The sequence below is a fragment of the Streptomyces sp. NPDC041122 genome (assembly GCF_055592445.1).
The window spans coordinates 1,103,724-1,120,912 of record NZ_JBVIYQ010000002.1; the positions used below are offsets into that span (position 1 = coordinate 1,103,724).

Here is a 17,189-nt window from a genome sequence, read left to right on the forward strand (position 1 = left end):
ACCATGCGCTTCCGCCACCCCGACGGGTCGACCGTCCACCTCGCGTACTGCACCAACGTCCACCCGGCCGAGACCCTCGACGGCGTCCTCGCCCAGCTCCGCGACCACTGCGAGCCCGTGCGCAAGCGGCTCGGCAGGGACCGGCTCGGCATCGGGCTCTGGCTCGCCAAGGACGCCGCCCACGCCCTCGTCACCGACCCCGCCGCGCTGCGCGGCCTGCGCACCGAACTCGACCGGCGTGGCCTCGAGGTCGTCACCCTCAACGGCTTCCCCTATGAGGGCTTCGGCTCCGAACAGGTCAAGTACCGCGTCTACAAGCCGGACTGGACCGACCCGGAGCGTCTGAGCCACACCACCGACCTGGCCCGGCTCCTCGCCGCCCTGCTCCCCGACGACGTCAGCGAAGGCACCATCTCCACCCTGCCGCTCGCCTGGCGCACCCCGTTCGACGCCACCCGCGCGGAGGCCACCCGCTCGGCCCTCACCGTGCTCGCCCAGCGCCTGGACGCCCTCACCGAACTCACCGGCCGCTCCATCCGCATCGGACTCGAACCGGAGCCCGGCTGCACTGTCGAGACGACCGCCGACGCCATCGCACCCCTCGCCGCCGTCGGCCACGACCGTATCGGCGTCTGTGTGGACACCTGCCACCTCGCCACCTCCTTCGAAGACCCGGCGACCGCCCTCGATGCTCTCGCCGCCGCGGGCATCCCCGTCGTCAAATCGCAGCTGTCCGCCGCACTCCACGCCGAACACCCCCACCTCCCCGAGGTACGCGAAGCCCTCGCGGCCTTCGATGAACCCCGCTTCCTCCACCAGACCCGCACCCTGACCGGTGCCGGCCACCTCCAGGGCACCGACGACCTCGGCGAAGCCCTCACCGCCGACGTCCTGCCGGACACGGCGCCCTGGCGGGCCCACTTCCATGTCCCGCTGCACGCCGCCCCCGCCGCGCCCCTCACCTCCACCCTCCCCGTGCTGAAGGATGTCCTGAGCGGACTCGTCGGTGGATCAGAGCCCCGCACCCACCACCTCGAGGTCGAGACCTACACCTGGCAGGCCCTGCCGCCCGCACTGCGCCCGCGCGGCCGAACCCAGCTCGCCGAGGGCATCGCCGCCGAACTCGCCCTCGCCCGCGACCTCCTCACCGACCTCGGTCTCAAGGAACTGCCATGACTCCCACCCCCTTGCTGGTCCTCGACGTCGTCGGTCTCACCCCGCGCCTCCTCGACCACATGCCGCACCTCAAAGCACTCGGCCAGGTCGGGTCCCGTGCGCCGCTCGGCACCGTTCTGCCCGCCGTGACCTGTGCCGCACAGTCCACCTTCCTCACCGGCACCACCCCCGCCGAGCACGGCATCGTCGGCAATGGCTGGTACTTCCGCGAGCTCGGTGACGTCCTCCTGTGGCGCCAGCACAACGGCCTCGTCTCCGGCGACAAACTGTGGGACGCGGCCCGCCGCGCCCACCCCGGCTACACCGTCGCCAACATCTGTTGGTGGTACGCCATGGGCGCCGACACCGACTTCACCATCACCCCCCGCCCCGTCTACTACGCCGACGGCCGCAAAGAGCCCGACTGCTACACCCGGCCCCCCGAACTCCACGACGAACTCACCGAGAAACTCGGCTCCTTCCCCCTCTTCCACTTCTGGGGCCCCGGCGCCGACATCGTGTCCAGCCGCTGGATCGTCGACGCCACCCGCCACGTCATCGACACCCGCCGCCCCGACCTCGCCCTGTGCTACCTCCCTCATCTCGACTACGACCTGCAGCGCTTCGGCCCCGACGACTCGCGCTCCTTCCGCGCGGCCGCCGAGCTGGACGCGACCGTCGCCCCCCTGCTCGCCGACGCGAAGGCGGAGGGACGGACCGTCGTCGCCCTCTCCGAGTACGGCATCACCCGGGTGAACCGGCCCGTCGACATCAACCGGGTGCTGCGCCGCGCCGGTCTGCTGGAGGTACACACCCAGGACGGGATGGAGTACCTCGATCCGATGGCGTCGCGCGCCTTCGCCGTCGCCGACCACCAGATCGCCCACGTCTACGTCCGCCGCCCGGAGGACCTCGCGGCCACCCGCGCCGCCCTTGAGGACGTCCCCGGCATCGAGCAACTCCTCGACGACGAGGGCAAGAAGGACCACCACCTGGATCACCCGCGCGCCGGTGAGCTCGTCGCCGTCGCGGAGCCGGACGCCTGGTTCACGTACTACTACTGGCTCGACGATGACCGCGCGCCCGACTTCGCGCAGCTCGTCGAGATCCACCGCAAACCCGGCTACGACCCCGTCGAGCTCTTCATGGACCCCCAGGACCCCTACGTCCGCGTCAAGGCCGCGGGCGCGCTGGCTCGGAAGAAGCTCGGCATGCGCTATCGCATGGCGGTCGTGCCGCTGGACCCGTCACCTATTCGCGGCAGCCATGGCCGCCTCCCCACGAGTGAGGACGAAAGTCCGCTCATTCTGTGCTCCACCCCCCGTGCCGTCCGTGACCGCGTCGCGGCCACCGATGTGAAATCGCTCCTGCTCGACCTCGCGGGCCTGACCTGATGCCGGCCGCGGCCCGCGCCGTCGAATCCGCTTGATCTCCACTGAACCAGAGGGATCGGGCCCTGCCATCAGGGTCCGCCCCTGAGCGATCCCTGATCCGTTTTTCGAACCCCCCCTGATGCGCCCCTTGATGCGCCCCTGATTCGATCCAGCCGAGGAGAACCGCATGAGCCAAAAGCCCTCTTCCACCGATCCCGAGATCGCCCGCAGACTCAGCAGGCGCGGCATGCTCGGCGTGGCGGCCGGGGCCACCGCCGCGGCCCTCGTGGGCGCCGCCGCCCCCATCGCCACGGCCGCACCCGCCACGGGCAGGAAGCACGGACACGGCCACCCCGTGCTGCCACCCGGCCGCCTCGGCATACAGCTCTACAGCCTCCGCGACAAGGTCTCCACCGTCGGATTCGCCCCGGTGTTCGCCGAGTTGGAGAAGTACGGATACGACGAGATCGAGTTCGCCGGATACACCCAGGGCTCGGCGGGACCCATCACCCTCGCCCAGCTGAAGGCGCTCGCCCGCGACCACGGACTGCACCCCATCGGCTCGCACGTCGGCTACTACGACGACAACAATCCAGGCGCCTACACCTTCGCGCAGAACCTCACCAAGGTCCTCGACGACGCGGAGGCTCTCGGCCTCAAGCACATCGGCACCGCCTCGGGCCCCTTCCGCTACGGCAACACCGTCGACGCCTGGAAGCGGGCGGCGGAGGACTTCAACACCTACGGTGAAGCGGCGCGCAAGCGGGGCATGAAGTTCTACCAGCACAACCACGCCGAAGAGTTCTCCTTCGCCACCGACAAGCCTAAGGTCCGGCTCTACGACGTGCTGCTCGCCGAGACCGACCCCGACTCCGTATACCTGGAGATGGACATCTACTGGGCGTTCAGCGCCCAGTTCCGCTTCGGCAAGCGGGCCGACGGTACCCCCGCCCCCTTCGAACCGCTCGACTACGTGCTCAAGCAGCCGCACCGCTACCCGCTGTTCCACGTCAAGGACGGCATCCGCGACGAGACCGCGCACGACGGCTACCGCATGACGGATGTCGGCGACGGCGACATCGACTACAAGAAGTTCCTGTCCAAGGTGACCGCCCGTACCCACCAGGGCCGGCGCTACCACCACTGGCAGACCGAGCACGACAACCCGTCCGAGTCCTACGCGTTCGCCCGCAAGTCCAGCGAGCATCTGCACTCGCTGCGGTCCGCCCGCTGCGGCGACTGACCGCACGACAGCACGGACGGGGCCCTTCCGCCGACCGGTGGGTGGGCCCCGTCCGCAGATGATCCGAACGTCCGCTAGGCCAGGGCGGCACGCGCGCGTGGCGCCCCCGGCCGGCGCAGCAGAAGGGAGAGGCCCGCCGCGACCAGCGACACCACTCCGGCCGTCATGTAGGCGCCGACGTAACCCCAGGAGTCCACGACCATGGCGCCCATGCCGCCGCCGAACAGTCCGGACACCAGCTTCGCGCTGTACACCAGGCCGTAGTTGGAGGCGTTGTTGTTCTCTCCGAAGTAGTCCGGCACCAGCGCCGCGAACAGCGGGTAGAAGGCGCCGCCCGCGAAGCCGGACAGGAAGGCGAAGACGAGGAAGAGTGGCTGGTTGCGGATCTCGCCCGCCCACAACACCCCGAACTGCGCCACCGCGAGCGTCAGACACACGTATGTGAGGGTCCGCTGCCTGCCCATACGGTCCGAGAGCCAGCCCACCACGCCCCGCCCGGTGCCGTTGATCACCGACATGACGCCCATCGACGACGCCGCGATGAGCGGGCCGAACCCCATCTCCTTGGCGAACGGCACCTGGAAGGAGATCCCGAAGATCGATACTCCCGCGCAGCACAGCATGCCGAGCCACATCAGCGGGATCACCCCGGTCCGCAGTGCCTCGCCAGGGGTGAACTGCCGGGCCGCGGGCGGGTTCTTGGCCAGCGCCGCGGCCGTGCGCGGGTCACCGTCGAGCCGCAGCGGGTCGACCGAGGCCGGCCACCAGTTCTTCGGCGGATCCTTGAAGAACAGGCCCGCCACCAGGGTGACGGCCAGTACGTAGAAGCCGACGAGGTCGAGCACGGTGCGGTAGTTGGACGTGTCGAAGCCGTACGAGAACAGGAAGATGAACGGCACCGCTCCGTAGGCGAACCCGCCGTTGACGAATCCGGTCTTGCCGCCGCGCCGCTCGGGATACCACTTGCCGACCATGTTCACGCACGTCGAGTAGATCAGTCCCGATCCGACGCCGCCGAGCAGGCCGAAGCCGAGCATCGCCACCGCCACGTTCGGCGCGTGGCTGAGGCTCACGAAGCCGAGCAGCGACAGGACCGAGCCCGTCAGCATCGCCGCCCTGCTCGTCAGGATGCCCTTCTCCCGCAGCTTGCCCGCGGGGAAGGAGATCCCGGCCTGGAAGAAGATCCAGACACTGAGCACCCAGAACGTGTTCGACGACGTCCAGTGGTGCGCTGCGGACAGGGTGTCCTCCGCCGCTCCGTAGGCGTACTCGAAGACGCTGATGGCGAGCATGGCCACCCAGGGCAGGGCCACCATCGTCCAGCGAGGTCTGCCGAGGATCTCCCGGTCGCTCTCGCCGATGCGGTAGACGCGGCCACGCGCGTCCGTGAGTTCTCTGTAGGGAAGCTCTGTGTCCGGTGCGTCGCGGTCGGCCGATGCGCGGGGACCGGCGATGTGCTCCGCCGTCATGTCAAGCCATCTCCTCACCGAGGGGCTGCGGATTGGGGTTGATGTCCTTGGACCTGGGCCTGCCGGGTTGCGACAGGAAGAGCGCGATGAACCCGGCGAACAGGGAGATCGAACCGGCCAGGGTGAACGCGCCGGTGTGGCCCCAGCGGCTGACCACGATCGAGCCCATGCCGGAGCCGAGGAGCCCGGACACGAGCTTGGAGCTGTAGACCAGGCCGTAGTTGGAGGCGTTGTTGTTCTCGCCGAAGTAGTCCGCCGTCAGGGCGGCGAACATCGGGAAGATGGCGCCGCCGAAGCCGGAGATGCTGGAGGAGATCAGGAACAGCGGAAGGTTCTCGATGCCGGCGGACCAGAGGATGCCGTACTGCGCGAGACCCAGGACGACGCAGACGAAGATCAGGCAGCGTTTGCGTCCGTAGCGGTCGGACAGCCAGCCGATCACGCCGCGACCGGTGCCGTTGACGACGGCCTTCAGGGACATCGCCGTGGCGACGATCCCGCCGGCGAAACCGGCCTCTTCACCGATGTCCACCTGGAAGGCGATGCCGAAGATGTTCACGCCCGAGGTGCACAGCAGGCAGAACCACATCAGCGCCACGCGGCCGGTCTGCCACGCCTCCTTGGGGGGGGACTGGCGCACGGCGGGCGGATTCATCCGCATGGCGCGGCGGGCCCGCGGGTCGTCCGGCGGGCGCAGCGGGTCGACGTCGGCGGGCCACCAGTTCTTCGGCGGGTCGTGGAAGAAGTGGCCCGCCGCGGCGACCGTCGACGCGAGCAGCAGCCCGGCGGACACCAGCACCCAGCGGAAGTTCGTCAGGTCCATGTAGCCGGTGAAGAGGAAGACGAACGGCACCGAGCCATAGGCGAAACCACCGTTGACGAAACCGGTCTTGCCGCCCTTCCGTTCGGGATACCACTTGCCGACCATGTTCACGCAGGTCGCGTAGACCATGCCGGCGCCCATGCCGCTGAACATGCCGAAACCGAGGTAGGCCACGACCACGTGCGGCGCGAAGGCCAGGGACAGATAGCCCAGGAGCGTGCCGAGCGCGCCGAGCAGCATCGCGTGGCGCGCCGGCAGTCTGCCGGTCTCCCGGAGCCTGCCCGCCGGGAAGGCGACCGCTGCCTGGAAGAACACCCAGACGCCCAGCATCCAGAAGATGTGCAGGCTGCTCCAGTGGTGCGCGGTGTGCAGGGTGTCCTCGGCGGAGGCGAAAGCGTATTCGGCGGAGCTGATGCCCATCATGCCCACCCACGGCAGGATGACCATCCACTTGCGCTTGCGGCCCAGGATGTCGATGTCGGTTTCGCCGACCCGGTACACCCGGCCGCCCGCGTCCCGCACCTCCCGGTAGGGGACGGGCGTGGGTATGTCAGTTGTCGTCATGTCGCACAGCACCCCTTGCGTCGGAAAGACCCTGGCCAGCGCCCCCTGTCCCATCCCTTCCGTGTGCGCGCGGGCCCCGGGGCCGCCCGGCGCGCACCGCCGGCCGACCCCGAACCGTCACCTCATCGACCGCCCCCCAACAGCCCGGCCGCCCGGGCCCAGCGGTACTTCGCGCCGAGCACGGCGACCGGCTTCTCGGTCGTGTACGGGTACGCCACGACGCCGCGCTCGAAGAGGTACTGGCAGGCCTCCTCCACCTCGACATCGCCCGCCAGGGAGGCCACCACGGGCTTCGCCACGCCGCGCGCGCGGAACTCGGCGACCACGCGGGCCGTGAGTTCGGCGAAGACCATGGGAGGCGTGACGATGGTGTGCCAGTAGCCGAGGACGAGCGCGTGGACACGGGGGTCCTCCAGGCCGAGCCTGATGGTCGCCTCGTACGTGGCGGGCGGTTCGCCACCGGTGATGTCCACCGGGTTGCCCGCGGCCCCGAAGGGCGGAATGAACGCCCTGAAGGACGCGTCGAGATCGTCGGGGATGTCCATCAGCCGCAGACCGTTGTCGGTCACGGCGTCGGAGAGCAGCACTCCCGAGCCACCGGCGCCCGTGATGATGACGATGTTGTCGCCCTCAGGAGTGGGCAGCACCGGCAACGCGCGCGCGTACTCCAGCATTTCGTTGAGACCGGGAGCCCGGATCACGCCCGCCTGGCGCAGGATGTCGTCGTACACGGCGTCGTCGCCCGCGAGCGCCCCCGTGTGCGAGCCGGCGGCCTTCGCGCCCGCCGCGGTGCGCCCGGCCTTCAGGACGACGACCGGCTTCTTGGGAACCGTCGCCCGCGCGGCCGCCACGAAGGCCCGCCCGTCCTTGAGGTCCTCCAGGTGCATGGCGATGCACTGGGTGTGGGGGTCCTCGCCGAACCAGGTCAGGAGGTCGTCCTCGTCCAGGTCCGACTTGTTGCCGAGCCCGACGATCGCCGACACGCCCGTCCTGGTCGTGCGGGCGAAGCCGAGGATGGCCATGCCGATGCCGCCCGACTGGCTGGTCAGGGCGACGGGCCCCTGCACGTCGTACGGCGTGCAGAACGTGGCGCACAGGTTCTGCCAGGTCGAGTAGTAGCCGTAGATGTTGGGCCCGAGGATCCGTACCCCGTACCGCTCGCCGATCGCCACGATCTCGTCCTGGAGGGCGTGTTCGCCGGTCTCCGCGAACCCGGAGGGGATCAGCGCCGCGTTCGGTATGCCCTTGCGGCCCACCTCCTCCAGGGCCGCCGCCACGAACTTGGCGGGGATCGCGAAGACCGCCACATCCACCTCGCCGGGGACGTCCGTGACACTCTTGTACGCCTTGCGCCCGACGATGTCATCGGCCTTGGGGTTCACCGGGTGGATCTCTCCGGAGAAGCCGCCGTCGACGAGGTTGCGCATCACCGAGTTGCCGATCTTCCCCGGCTCGTTCGAGGCGCCGATCACGGCCACCGAGCGGGGCTGCATGAGCCGGCGCATCGAGGCGAGCATCTCCGCGCGCGTGTAGGTGCGCCGCGGTGGGGGAGCTCCTTCGGAGAGGAGGATCCGGATGTCCGCCGCGGTCGCGCCGTGCGGTGTGGCGACGACGGGGTTGAGGTCCACCTCGGCGATCTCCGGGAAGTCGGTGACCAGTTCGGAGACCAGACGGATCTGCTCGGCGAGGGCCCGCCGGTCCACCGGCCGCGCGCCGCGCACCCCGCGCAGGATCTCCGCCGCCCTGATGGAGTCGAGCATGGAGGCCGCCTCGTCCACGTCCACGGGCGCCAGCCGGAACGTGACGTCCTTGAGGACCTCCACGAGCACCCCGCCGAGACCGAAGGCGACGACCTTCCCGAACGTGGGGTCGGTGACCGCCCCCACGATGACCTCCTGCGCCGAGGAGCCGCCCGGCAGCAGCTCCTGCACCTGGACGCCCTCGACACGGGCCTGAGGGGCGTACACGCGGGCGTTCTCCACGATCCGGTGGAAGGCGGCCCTGACGTCGGCGGCGCCCTCCACACCGACCACCACGCCGCCCGCGTCGGTCTTGTGCAGGATGTCCGGCGACACGATCTTCAGGACGACGGGTCCGCCGAGGCGGGCGGCGTGCGCCACGGCCTCGTCGACGTCGGTGGCCAGCGCCTCACCGGGCACGGCGATGCCGTAGGCGTCCGCGACGACCTTGCCCTCGGGGGCGGTCAGCGACGTACGGCCCTGGGCGCGCACCGCGTCCAGGAGCGCGCGCACCGTCCGCCGGCGGTCCGCTGCACTCACTCAGATCACCCCGTCCAACTTGAGCAGGCGCAGTTCCTGGTCGCCGAGGCCGAGCTCGCCGATGAACACCTCTTCGTTGTGCTCGCCGAGCAGCGGCGCACTGACCATCTCCACCGGTGAGTCCGAGAGCTTCAGCGGGGATCCGACCGTGGTGAAGCTGCCGCGCTCGGGGTGCGGGACCTCGACGACCATCTCGTTGGCGACCAGGGAGGCGTCCTCGATGATCTCCCTGGTGGAGAGGATCGGACCGCAGGGGATGTTGTGGGCGTTGAGCCGCTCGAGGACGTCCCACTTGGGCAGCGTCGAGGACCACTCCTCGATCAGCTGGAACATCTTGCCCAGCTTGGGCAGCCGCGCCTGCGGAGTCGCCCAGTCGGGGTCGTCGGCCAGCTCCGGGCGGCCGATGAGCTCGGTGATCGGCCGCCAGCCGACGGGCTGCACGATGACGTACACGTAGTCGTTCGGCCCGCCGGGCGCGCACTTGACGGCCCACCCGGGCTGTCCACCGCCGGACGCGTTCCCGGAGCGGGGGACCTCGTCCCCGAAGTCCTCGTTGGGGTACTCCGCCAGCGGCCCGTGGGCGAGCCGCTGCTGGTCCCGGAGTTTGACTCGGCACAGGTTCAGCACGGCGTGCTGCATCGCCACGTTGACGCGCTGGCCCCGGCCGGTGCTCTCCCGCTGGAAGAGGGCCGCCAGGATGCCGGCGACGGCATGGATACCCGTTCCGGAGTCGCCGATCTGGGCGCCCGTGGCGAGCGGGGGGCCGTCCTCGAAACCGGTGGTCGACATGGAGCCGCCCATGGCCTGGGCCACCACTTCGTAGGCCTTGAAGTTGGTGTAGGGGCCGTCTCCGAAGCCCTTGATCGAGGCGTAGACGATGCGTGGGTTGATCTCCCGGACGCGGTCCCAGGTGAAGCCCATGCGGTCCACGGCGCCCGGCCCGAAGTTCTCCACCATCACGTCGGATCGCCGGATCAGCTCCGTGAGGAGCTCCTTGCCGCGCTCGGTCTTCGTGTTGAGGGTGATGCTCCGCTTGTTGCAGTTGAGCATCGTGAAGTACAGCGAGTCGACGTCGGGGAGGTCGCGCAGTTGCTTGCGGGTGATGTCTCCGGTGGGCGCCTCCAGCTTCACCACGTCCGCGCCGAGCCAGGCGAGCAGCTGGGTGGCCGAGGGGCCGGACTGGACGTGCGTCATATCGAGGACGCGAATGCCTTCAAGAGCCTTGGTCATGGCCGTCGGGCTCCTCACTTGTACATGGTCTGGTTCATGGTTCCGGGGGCGTACGCGTCCGGGTCGACCCAGACGTTGATCAGCGAGGGTTTGCCGGACTCGCGGGCGCGGCGCAGCGCGGGGCCGATGCCGGCGGGGTCGCGGACCTCTTCGCCGTGGCCGCCGAGCAGCTGGGCGAACTTGTCGTAGGGGACGTCCCCCAGGGTGTTGCCGACGCGTTCGCGCTCCTGCCCGTACTTGGCCTTCTGGCCGTATCGGATCTGGTTCATCGACGAGTTGTTGCCGACGATCCCGACGAAGGGGAGGTCGTAGCGGACGAGGGTCTCGAAGTCCCAGCCGGTGAGGCTGAAGGCGCCGTCTCCGAAGAGGGCCACCACCTCCTTGTCGGGCCGGGCCTGCTTGGCGGCGAGGACGAAGGGGATGCCGACGCCGAGCGTGCCGAGCGGTCCCGGGTCCATCCAGTGGCCGGGCGACTTGGGCTGGACGACCTGGCCCGAGAAGGTGACGATGTCGCCGCCGTCGCCGATGTAGACGGAGTCCTCGGTGAGGAAGTCGTTGATCTCGCTCACCAGGCGGTACGGGTGGATCGGGGACGCGTCGGACCTGAGCTGCGGCAGGCGCTTCTCCACCGCTGTCTGCTCGGCGGCGCGCAACTCGTCGAGCCACTCCTTGCGACGGGACGCCCCGCCGTTGAGCCGGCCTGAAGCGGCCTCGGTGACCGACTTCAGGATGAGTCCGGCGTCCCCGACGATGCCGAGGTCGATGTCGCGGTTCTTGCCCACGGTGCGGTAGTCGAGGTCGATCTGGACGACGGTGGCCTGCGGCGAGAGCCGCTTCCCGTACCCCATGCGGAAGTCGAAGGGGGTGCCCACGATGACGATGAGGTCGGCGTTGGAGAACGCGTAGCGCCGGGAGAGCTGGAAGTGGTGCGGGTCGCCGGGCGGCAGGGTGCCGCGGCCCGCGCCGTTCATGTAGGCGGGCACGTTGAGGGTGCGTACGAGGTCGATGGCAGCCTCGGTGCCCCGGGTCGTCCACACTTGGCTGCCGAGCAGGATGGCGGGCTTCTCGGCGTGCACGAGGAGGTCGGCGAGCTTCTCGATCGCCTCGGGGTCTCCGGCCGACCGCGTCGAGGCCCGGTAGTGCCCGGCCTTGGGAATGCGCGCCGTGGCGGCGGGCACCTTGGCGTCGAGCACGTCGCGGGGTATCTCCAGGAAGGACGGGCCCGGGGCGCCGTGGTAGCACTCGCGGAACGCCATGGACACCATGTCGGCGGCGCGCGCGGTGTCCGGCACGGTCGCCGCGAATTTGGTGATCGGCGTCATCATGTCGACGTGCGGCAGGTCCTGGAGGGACCCCATCTTGTGCTGGCTGTGGGCCCCTTGCCCGCCGATCAGCAGCATGGGGGACTCCGCACGGAAGGCGTTGGCGACCCCGGTGACGGCGTCCGTCGTGCCGGGTCCTGCCGTCACCACCGCGCAGCCCGGCTTGCCGGTGACGCGTGCGTAGCCGTCGGCGGCGTGGGCGGCGACCTGTTCGTGGCGTACGTCGACGACGTCGATGCCCTCGTCGACGCAGCCGTCATAGATGTCGATGATGTGGCCGCCGCAGAGGGTGTAGATGACCTCGACGCCCTCCGCTTTGAGCGCCTTGGCGACCAGATGTCCACCGGATATGTCCTGTTGGCTGTTGTCGTCGGGCATGGCGAAGTCCTGTCCCTTCGTAGGGGAGTCGGAGTGCGCTCGCACGCTCTGGGGGCACTCGCGCGGTAGATTGCATACAGTCGACGAATACTGTATGAAGCTTGTTATCCCGCATCCGGTGAGTGGTGTCCAGGGGGCGTGCGGCACTTTTCGGGGGCCCGGGGATCTCACCTCGAACGGCACACCCGATCAGACACAGCGGTCAGGAGCCGAAATGGATCTTTTCGAGCACCAGGCAAGGCAACTCTTCGAGGAGCACGGCATCTTGGTGCCCCGCGCCGAGGTCGCCCGCACGGCCGAGGAAGCCCGCGTGTGCGCGGAGCGACTGGGTGGCCGTGTCGTCATCAAGGCCCAGGTCAAGACAGGCGGACGCGGCAAGGCGGGTGGCGTGAAGCTCGCCGCCGACCCCGCCGCGGCCGAGATCACGGCCCGCCAGATCCTCGGCATGGACATCAAGGGCCACACCACGCGCGCGGTGCTCGTGGCCCACCCCGTGGCCATCGACGCCGAGTTCCACGTCTCCTACGCATTGGACCGCACGGCCGGGCGCTTCCTCGCGATCGCGTCCGCCGAGGGCGGCACGGACATCGAGGAGGTCGCGGCGAGCCGCCCCGATGCGGTGGTACGCATCCCCATCGCTCCGGAGAAGGGGGTGACCCGGGCCGAAGCGCTCGACATCGCGGCCGCCGCCGGCCTCCCCGCCGAGACGGCCGACACCCTGGTCGGGCTCTGGCACGTGCTGACCCGGGAGGACGCACTGCTCGTCGAGGTCAACCCGCTCGTGCGCACCGCACGGGGCGAGATCCTCGCCCTCGACGGGAAAGTCACCCTCGACGACAACGCCCGCTTCCGGCAGGAGCGCTGGGGCGCGGCCGAGGAGACCCACGAACGGGACCTCGAGGCGGCGGCCGCGGCCAAGGGCCTCAACTACGTGAAGCTGGACGGCGAGGTCGGCGTCATCGGCAACGGCGCGGGACTCGTCATGTCGACCCTGGACGTGGTCGCCGGCTGCGGCGCGCGTCCCGCCAACTTCCTCGACATCGGAGGCGGCGCCTCGGCCGAGGTCATGGCCGACGGCCTCACCGTCATCCTCTCCGACCCCTCGGTCAGGTCCGTCTTCGTGAACGTCTTCGGCGGCATCACGGCCTGCGACGCGGTGGCCGACGGCATCGTCAGCGCCCTGGAGACCGTCACGTTGACCAAACCCCTGGTGGTCAGGCTCGACGGCAACAACGCCGCCCGCGGCCGTGCCATCCTCGACGGCCGCGCCCACCCGCTGGTCCAGCAGGCCACCACCATGGACGGCGCGGCCCGCCGAGCCGCCGACCTCGCCAACGCGCGCTAAGGAGCCGGGACATGGCGATCCACCTCACCAAGGAGAGCAAGGTCCTCGTCCAGGGCATGACGGGTGCCGTCGGGATGCGGCACACCCGCCGCATGCTCACCGCGGGCACGGACATCGTCGGCGGCGTCAACCCCCGCAAGGCGGGCCGCACCGTCGACTTCGACGACCGGACCGTGCCCGTCTTCGGCACCGTGGCCGACGGCATGGCCGCCACGGGCGCCGACACCACCGTCGTCTTCGTGCCGCCCGCCTTCACCAAGGCCGCCGTCCTGGACGCCGCGGACGCCGGCATCGCGCTCGCCGTCGTCATCACCGAGGGCGTCCCCGTCCACGACTCCGTCGCCTTCCTCTCGTACGCGAAGGAGCGCGGCACCCGCGTCATCGGACCCAACTGCCCCGGTCTGGTCACTCCCGGGCAGTCCAACGCGGGCATCATCCCCGCCGACATCACCGAACCGGGCCCCGTCGGCCTGGTCTCGAAGTCCGGCACACTCACCTACCAGCTCATGTACGAGCTCCGCGACGTCGGCTTCTCGACCTGTGTGGGCATCGGGGGAGACCCCGTCGTCGGCACCACCCACATCGACTGCCTGGCCGCCTTCGAGACCGACCCCGACACCGAACTGATCGTCCTGATCGGCGAGATCGGCGGCGACGCCGAGGAACGCGCCGCCGCTTACATCGAGGCGTCCGTCAGCAAACCCGTCGTGGCCTACATCGCCGGCTTCACGGCGCCCGAGGGCAAGACGATGGGCCACGCCGGCGCGATCGTCTCCGGCACCTCGGGCACCGCACAGGCGAAGAAGGCGGCGCTGGAGGCGGCGGGCGTACGGGTGGGCAACACGCCCACCGAGACCGCCCAGTTGGTGCTCGACCTTCTCTGACGGCCCCGGCCGCGCCCTCCTGATGTTCCTCCCCGCCCCGACCGTGCACCGTGAGCGGAGACAACCAGATGACAGCCCCGAGCACCTCCCGCGACGCCCTCGACCGCGAAGAACGTGAACGCGAAGAACACGTCCGCGACACCCCCGCCCTCAAGGCCGGCACCGACTGGACCGACGCCTGGCAGCGCTGCCTCGCCGTCGCCCCCGAGGCCTTCCGCGACGACCACGTCCTCAACCTGTGGAACGGCACCTGGCAGGCCGACGGCCGGACCCTGCCCGCGGCGAGCCCCGTCGACGGCAGGCCCGTCACGGGACCGCCCCGGCTCGACGCCCCCACCGCCCGGCAGGCCGTGCGCGCCGCGCTCGACCAGCACCGCGCCTGGCAGCACATCCCCCTTGCCGAGCGGAGCGCCCGCGTCGCCGCGACGCTCGACTCGCTCACCCGCCACCGCGAACTGCTCGCGCTGCTCCTGGTCTGGGAGATCGGCAAGCCCTGGCGTCTGGCACAGGCCGACGTCGACCGGGCCGTCGACGGCGTGCGCTGGTACGTCGACGCCATCGAACCGATGGTCGACGGCAGGGTTCCGCTGGACGGTCCCGTTTCCAACATCGCGAGCTGGAACTACCCGATGAGCGTGCTCGTTCACACCATGCTGGTCCAGACACTGGCAGGGAACGCGGTCATCGCCAAGACCCCGACCGACGGCGGCGTCGCCTGCCTCACCCTGGCCTGTGCGCTCGCCGCCCGCGAGGGGCTGCCCGTCACCCTCGTCAGCGGCAGCGGGGGCGAGCTGTCCGCGTCGCTCGTGCGGGCGCCCGAGATCGGCTGCGTCTCCTTCGTCGGCGGCCGGGACACCGGCGCCGCCGTGGCCACGGCGGTCGCCGACCTCGGCAAGCCACACATCCTCGAACAGGAAGGACTGAACACCTGGGGCATCTGGAACTACAGCGACTGGGACGCGCTGGCCGCGCACATCCCCAAGCTCTTCGACTACGGCAAGCAGCGCTGCACGGCGTACCCGCGCTTCGTCGTCCAGCGCGCCCTGTTCGACGAGTTCCTCGCTGCCTACCTGCCGGCGGTCCGGACCGTACGCGTGGGGCACCCGCTCGCCGTCGGGCAGCCCGAAGACCCGTTCCCCGACCTCGACTTCGGGCCGCTCATCAACGCGGCCAAGGCCAAGGAGCTCGACGACCAGATCACCGAGGCCGTCGACCGGGGCGCCGTCCCCCTCCACCGCGGCACGCCGGAGGCCGGTCGCTTCCTGCCGGGCCAGGACACGAGCGCGTATCTGCACCCCGTCACCCTCCTCAACCCGCCGCCCTCCTCACCCCTGCACCACGCGGAACCGTTCGGGCCCGTCGACACGATCGTCCTCGTCGACACCGAGGCGGAGTTGCTCGCCGCCATGAACGCGTCGAATGGCGCGCTCGTCGCCACGCTCTCCACCGACGACCCCGCGACGTACGAGCGCCTCGCGCCGCAGATCCGGGCCTTCAAGACCGGCCGGGGCGCGCCACGCTCCCGCGGCGACCGCGACGAGCTCTTCGGCGGGTTCGGCGGGTCCTGGCGCGGCGCGTTCGTGGGCGGGGAGCTGCTGGTGCGAGCCGTCACCCGCGGGCCCGCCGGGGAGCGCCCGCCGGGCAACTTCCCGAGCCACCACCGCATGGTGTGACACGGGGGTACCCGCGAGGGGCGGCCCGCGAGAGGCGACCCCTGCGGGTATGAGGGATGGGGCCGGGTCAGCCGATGCCCTGTCGGTCCGGTAGCAGGGCGAAGGCGCGGTCCGCCGCCTCCGGCACCGAGCGCTCCACGGCCTGCACGAGGAGCTCCCGGTGCCGCAGGAGCGGCTCGCGGCGCTCCTCGGGGGCCAGTGACAGCAGGTCGTCGAGGCCGGCCAGCATGCGCCGGGTCACCTGGGGGTTGCCGACCGCGCAGCCCCTGATCTCGGCGAACCCCAGATCGACCAGAGCGGTCCAGTCCGGTACGGACTGCACGAGCCGCAGCGCCCCGCGCCGGTCGCGGTGGCCGAGGGCGCCCAGCGGATACGGGACGATCGACGCCAGGAACTGCACGATGCGGTCCAGGGCCTGCACCGCGGTCGTCGGATCGTTCACCGCGGGGGACAGCGCCCGCAACGCGATGTCGGACAGTTGCCGCAACCCGAATCCGAGGTCCTGGTGGAAGGTGCGCTCGACCCCCACGGACACCGTGTACGCCAGCGAACGGCGCGCGGGCGCCGCCCCGCCGTGCACCGTGAACACGGGGGTTCCCGGCACCATGAAGTCGCCGATCCGCGGGATCAGCCGCAGCACGACGCCCTGGCGCCGGGCCGCCCGCACGGCACGCGCGATGTTCACGTCCCGCAGCACGCCGGACCCGCCCTGGTGGGTGACCCGGGCGGTCTCCGGGCCGAGCCGTGCCGTGTCCACCGGGAGCTCCGTGGGCTGCTTCACGGCGACCCGGAACGACTCGCGTGCGATCCGGTCGATCACGAAGCCGATCCGCATCATCCGTACCGTCCCGTTCACGTACGCCACGAACAGCAGCAGGCTCAGCAGCACCATCAGCATCGCCAGCACCGACTCGATCAGCGGCACGCTCGTCAGGAGCCGGGGGTCCTGCTCGCTGTCGAACGATGTGAGCGTCATCAGGGAGAAGAGGAAGGTGGCCATGAAGACGGTGAGCGTGATCTTGGTGATCCGGGACCGGACGTAGAGCCGCACCACTCGCGGGCTGAACTGCCCGCTCGCCATCTGCACGGCCACGAGCGAGATGCTGAAGACGACACCGATGAAGGTCATCATCGCGCTGCCGATGGTGCTGATCACCGCCTTGGCGTCGTCGGCGATGCCCATCAGGTCCTTGATCGCGTCCTGGTCGCCGGCGTCGCGCAGGGACGAGACGATCTGCGTGTCCAGCTCCGCCGCGGCCCACCACAGGAGCATGGCTCCCACGAGCCCGGCCGTCGGCGCGAACCACATGGTGTCCCGCAGGTGCTCGCGCAGCGGCGACAGCATCCGGGGCCGCCGCACCGTCATCCCGCCGAGCGCCTCAGCCGCCTCGGTAATCAACCCGTCACTCATGGTCAGACTCTAGAGCGGCCGCTCCGGGCTGCCGCGGAAC

12 protein-coding genes are annotated in these 17,189 nt (G+C 70.3%); 6 read left to right on the forward strand and 6 right to left on the reverse strand.

What is annotated here, in order from left to right; translation table 11 throughout:
- The first annotated feature begins 3 nt into the window (after window positions 1–3).
- The 3 genes from eboE (at window position 4) to ACZ6B8_RS11180 (ending at window position 3,771) form a co-directional block, all read left to right on the forward strand.
- A complete protein-coding gene (gene eboE / locus ACZ6B8_RS11170) occupies window positions 4–1,176 on the forward strand; it encodes a metabolite traffic protein EboE (protein WP_471607025.1) in 1,173 nt (390 codons plus the stop codon).
- Window positions 1,173–2,549 (forward strand): nucleotide pyrophosphatase/phosphodiesterase family protein, encoded by a 1,377-nt coding sequence (locus ACZ6B8_RS11175; RefSeq protein ID WP_471607026.1) that lies wholly within the window; start codon window positions 1,173–1,175, stop codon window positions 2,547–2,549. Before eboE ends, ACZ6B8_RS11175 begins: the two co-directional genes overlap by 4 nt.
- A gap of 166 nt (window positions 2,550–2,715) precedes the next feature.
- Window positions 2,716–3,771, forward strand: coding sequence for a sugar phosphate isomerase/epimerase family protein (locus ACZ6B8_RS11180; protein WP_471607027.1), 1,056 nt, complete (start codon window positions 2,716–2,718; stop codon window positions 3,769–3,771).
- A 74-nt stretch (window positions 3,772–3,845) separates the two neighbouring features.
- Here ACZ6B8_RS11180 and ACZ6B8_RS11185 read toward each other — a convergent pair whose 3' ends face one another.
- From ACZ6B8_RS11185 to ACZ6B8_RS11205, 5 genes are all read right to left on the reverse strand, one after another.
- Window positions 3,846–5,240: an OFA family MFS transporter gene (locus tag ACZ6B8_RS11185; protein ID WP_471607028.1), complete on the reverse strand. Its 1,395-nt coding sequence runs from the start codon at window positions 5,238–5,240 to the stop codon at window positions 3,846–3,848.
- A 1-nt stretch (window position 5,241) separates the two neighbouring features.
- Complete coding sequence (locus ACZ6B8_RS11190) at window positions 5,242–6,627, reverse strand: OFA family MFS transporter (protein WP_471607029.1); 1,386 nt, start codon at window positions 6,625–6,627, stop codon at window positions 5,242–5,244.
- Between the two features lie 122 nt (window positions 6,628–6,749).
- On the reverse strand, window positions 6,750–8,906 hold the full coding sequence (locus ACZ6B8_RS11195; RefSeq protein ID WP_471607030.1) for an acetate--CoA ligase family protein: 2,157 nt from the start codon (window positions 8,904–8,906) through the stop codon (window positions 6,750–6,752).
- On the reverse strand, window positions 8,907–10,136 hold the full coding sequence (gene frc, locus ACZ6B8_RS11200) for a formyl-CoA transferase (RefSeq protein WP_471607031.1): 1,230 nt from the start codon (window positions 10,134–10,136) through the stop codon (window positions 8,907–8,909).
- Window positions 10,137–10,150: 14 nt separating this feature from the next.
- Window positions 10,151–11,836, reverse strand: coding sequence for a thiamine pyrophosphate-binding protein (locus ACZ6B8_RS11205; protein ID WP_471607032.1), 1,686 nt, complete (start codon window positions 11,834–11,836; stop codon window positions 10,151–10,153).
- A gap of 214 nt (window positions 11,837–12,050) precedes the next feature.
- Here ACZ6B8_RS11205 and sucC point away from each other — a divergent pair, with 214 nt between their 5' ends.
- The 3 genes from sucC (at window position 12,051) to ACZ6B8_RS11220 (ending at window position 15,738) form a co-directional block, all read left to right on the forward strand.
- The gene (sucC, locus tag ACZ6B8_RS11210; RefSeq protein ID WP_471607033.1) at window positions 12,051–13,181 is read left to right on the forward strand and encodes an ADP-forming succinate--CoA ligase subunit beta; all 1,131 of its coding nucleotides are present in this window, start codon (window positions 12,051–12,053) and stop codon (window positions 13,179–13,181) included.
- An 11-nt stretch (window positions 13,182–13,192) separates the two neighbouring features.
- Window positions 13,193–14,065 carry a succinate--CoA ligase subunit alpha gene (gene sucD / locus ACZ6B8_RS11215; protein ID WP_471607034.1) on the forward strand — a complete coding sequence of 291 codons (873 nt, stop codon included), beginning with the start codon at window positions 13,193–13,195 and terminating at the stop codon, window positions 14,063–14,065.
- A 68-nt stretch (window positions 14,066–14,133) separates the two neighbouring features.
- Window positions 14,134–15,738, forward strand: a complete 1,605-nt coding sequence (locus ACZ6B8_RS11220; RefSeq protein ID WP_471607035.1) for an aldehyde dehydrogenase family protein — start codon at window positions 14,134–14,136, stop codon at window positions 15,736–15,738.
- 67 nt (window positions 15,739–15,805) lie between these two features.
- Here the strand turns inward: ACZ6B8_RS11220 and ACZ6B8_RS11225 are convergent, their stop codons facing one another.
- On the reverse strand, window positions 15,806–17,149 hold the full coding sequence (locus ACZ6B8_RS11225; RefSeq protein WP_471072859.1) for a DUF2254 domain-containing protein: 1,344 nt from the start codon (window positions 17,147–17,149) through the stop codon (window positions 15,806–15,808).
- Window positions 17,150–17,189: the final 40 nt, after the last annotated feature.

What these genes read in the sequence shown, in the direction of transcription:
- ACZ6B8_RS11180 (WP_471607027.1), top strand. Translation starts at nt 2,716, where the DNA reads ATGAGCCAAAAGCCCTCTTCCACCGATCCCGAGATCGCCCGCAGACTC.
- ACZ6B8_RS11190 (WP_471607029.1), bottom strand. Translation starts at nt 6,627, where the DNA reads ATGACGACAACTGACATACCCACGCCCGTCCCCTACCGGGAGGTGCGG.
- ACZ6B8_RS11225 (WP_471072859.1), bottom strand. Translation starts at nt 17,149, where the DNA reads ATGAGTGACGGGTTGATTACCGAGGCGGCTGAGGCGCTCGGCGGGATG.
- ACZ6B8_RS11185 (WP_471607028.1), bottom strand. Translation starts at nt 5,240, where the DNA reads ATGACGGCGGAGCACATCGCCGGTCCCCGCGCATCGGCCGACCGCGAC.
- frc (WP_471607031.1), bottom strand. Translation starts at nt 10,136, where the DNA reads ATGACCAAGGCTCTTGAAGGCATTCGCGTCCTCGATATGACGCACGTC.
- eboE (WP_471607025.1), top strand. Translation starts at nt 4, where the DNA reads ATGCGCTTCCGCCACCCCGACGGGTCGACCGTCCACCTCGCGTACTGC.
- sucC (WP_471607033.1), top strand. Translation starts at nt 12,051, where the DNA reads ATGGATCTTTTCGAGCACCAGGCAAGGCAACTCTTCGAGGAGCACGGC.
- ACZ6B8_RS11205 (WP_471607032.1), bottom strand. Translation starts at nt 11,836, where the DNA reads ATGCCCGACGACAACAGCCAACAGGACATATCCGGTGGACATCTGGTC.
- ACZ6B8_RS11220 (WP_471607035.1), top strand. Translation starts at nt 14,134, where the DNA reads ATGACAGCCCCGAGCACCTCCCGCGACGCCCTCGACCGCGAAGAACGT.
- sucD (WP_471607034.1), top strand. Translation starts at nt 13,193, where the DNA reads ATGGCGATCCACCTCACCAAGGAGAGCAAGGTCCTCGTCCAGGGCATG.
- ACZ6B8_RS11175 (WP_471607026.1), top strand. Translation starts at nt 1,173, where the DNA reads ATGACTCCCACCCCCTTGCTGGTCCTCGACGTCGTCGGTCTCACCCCG.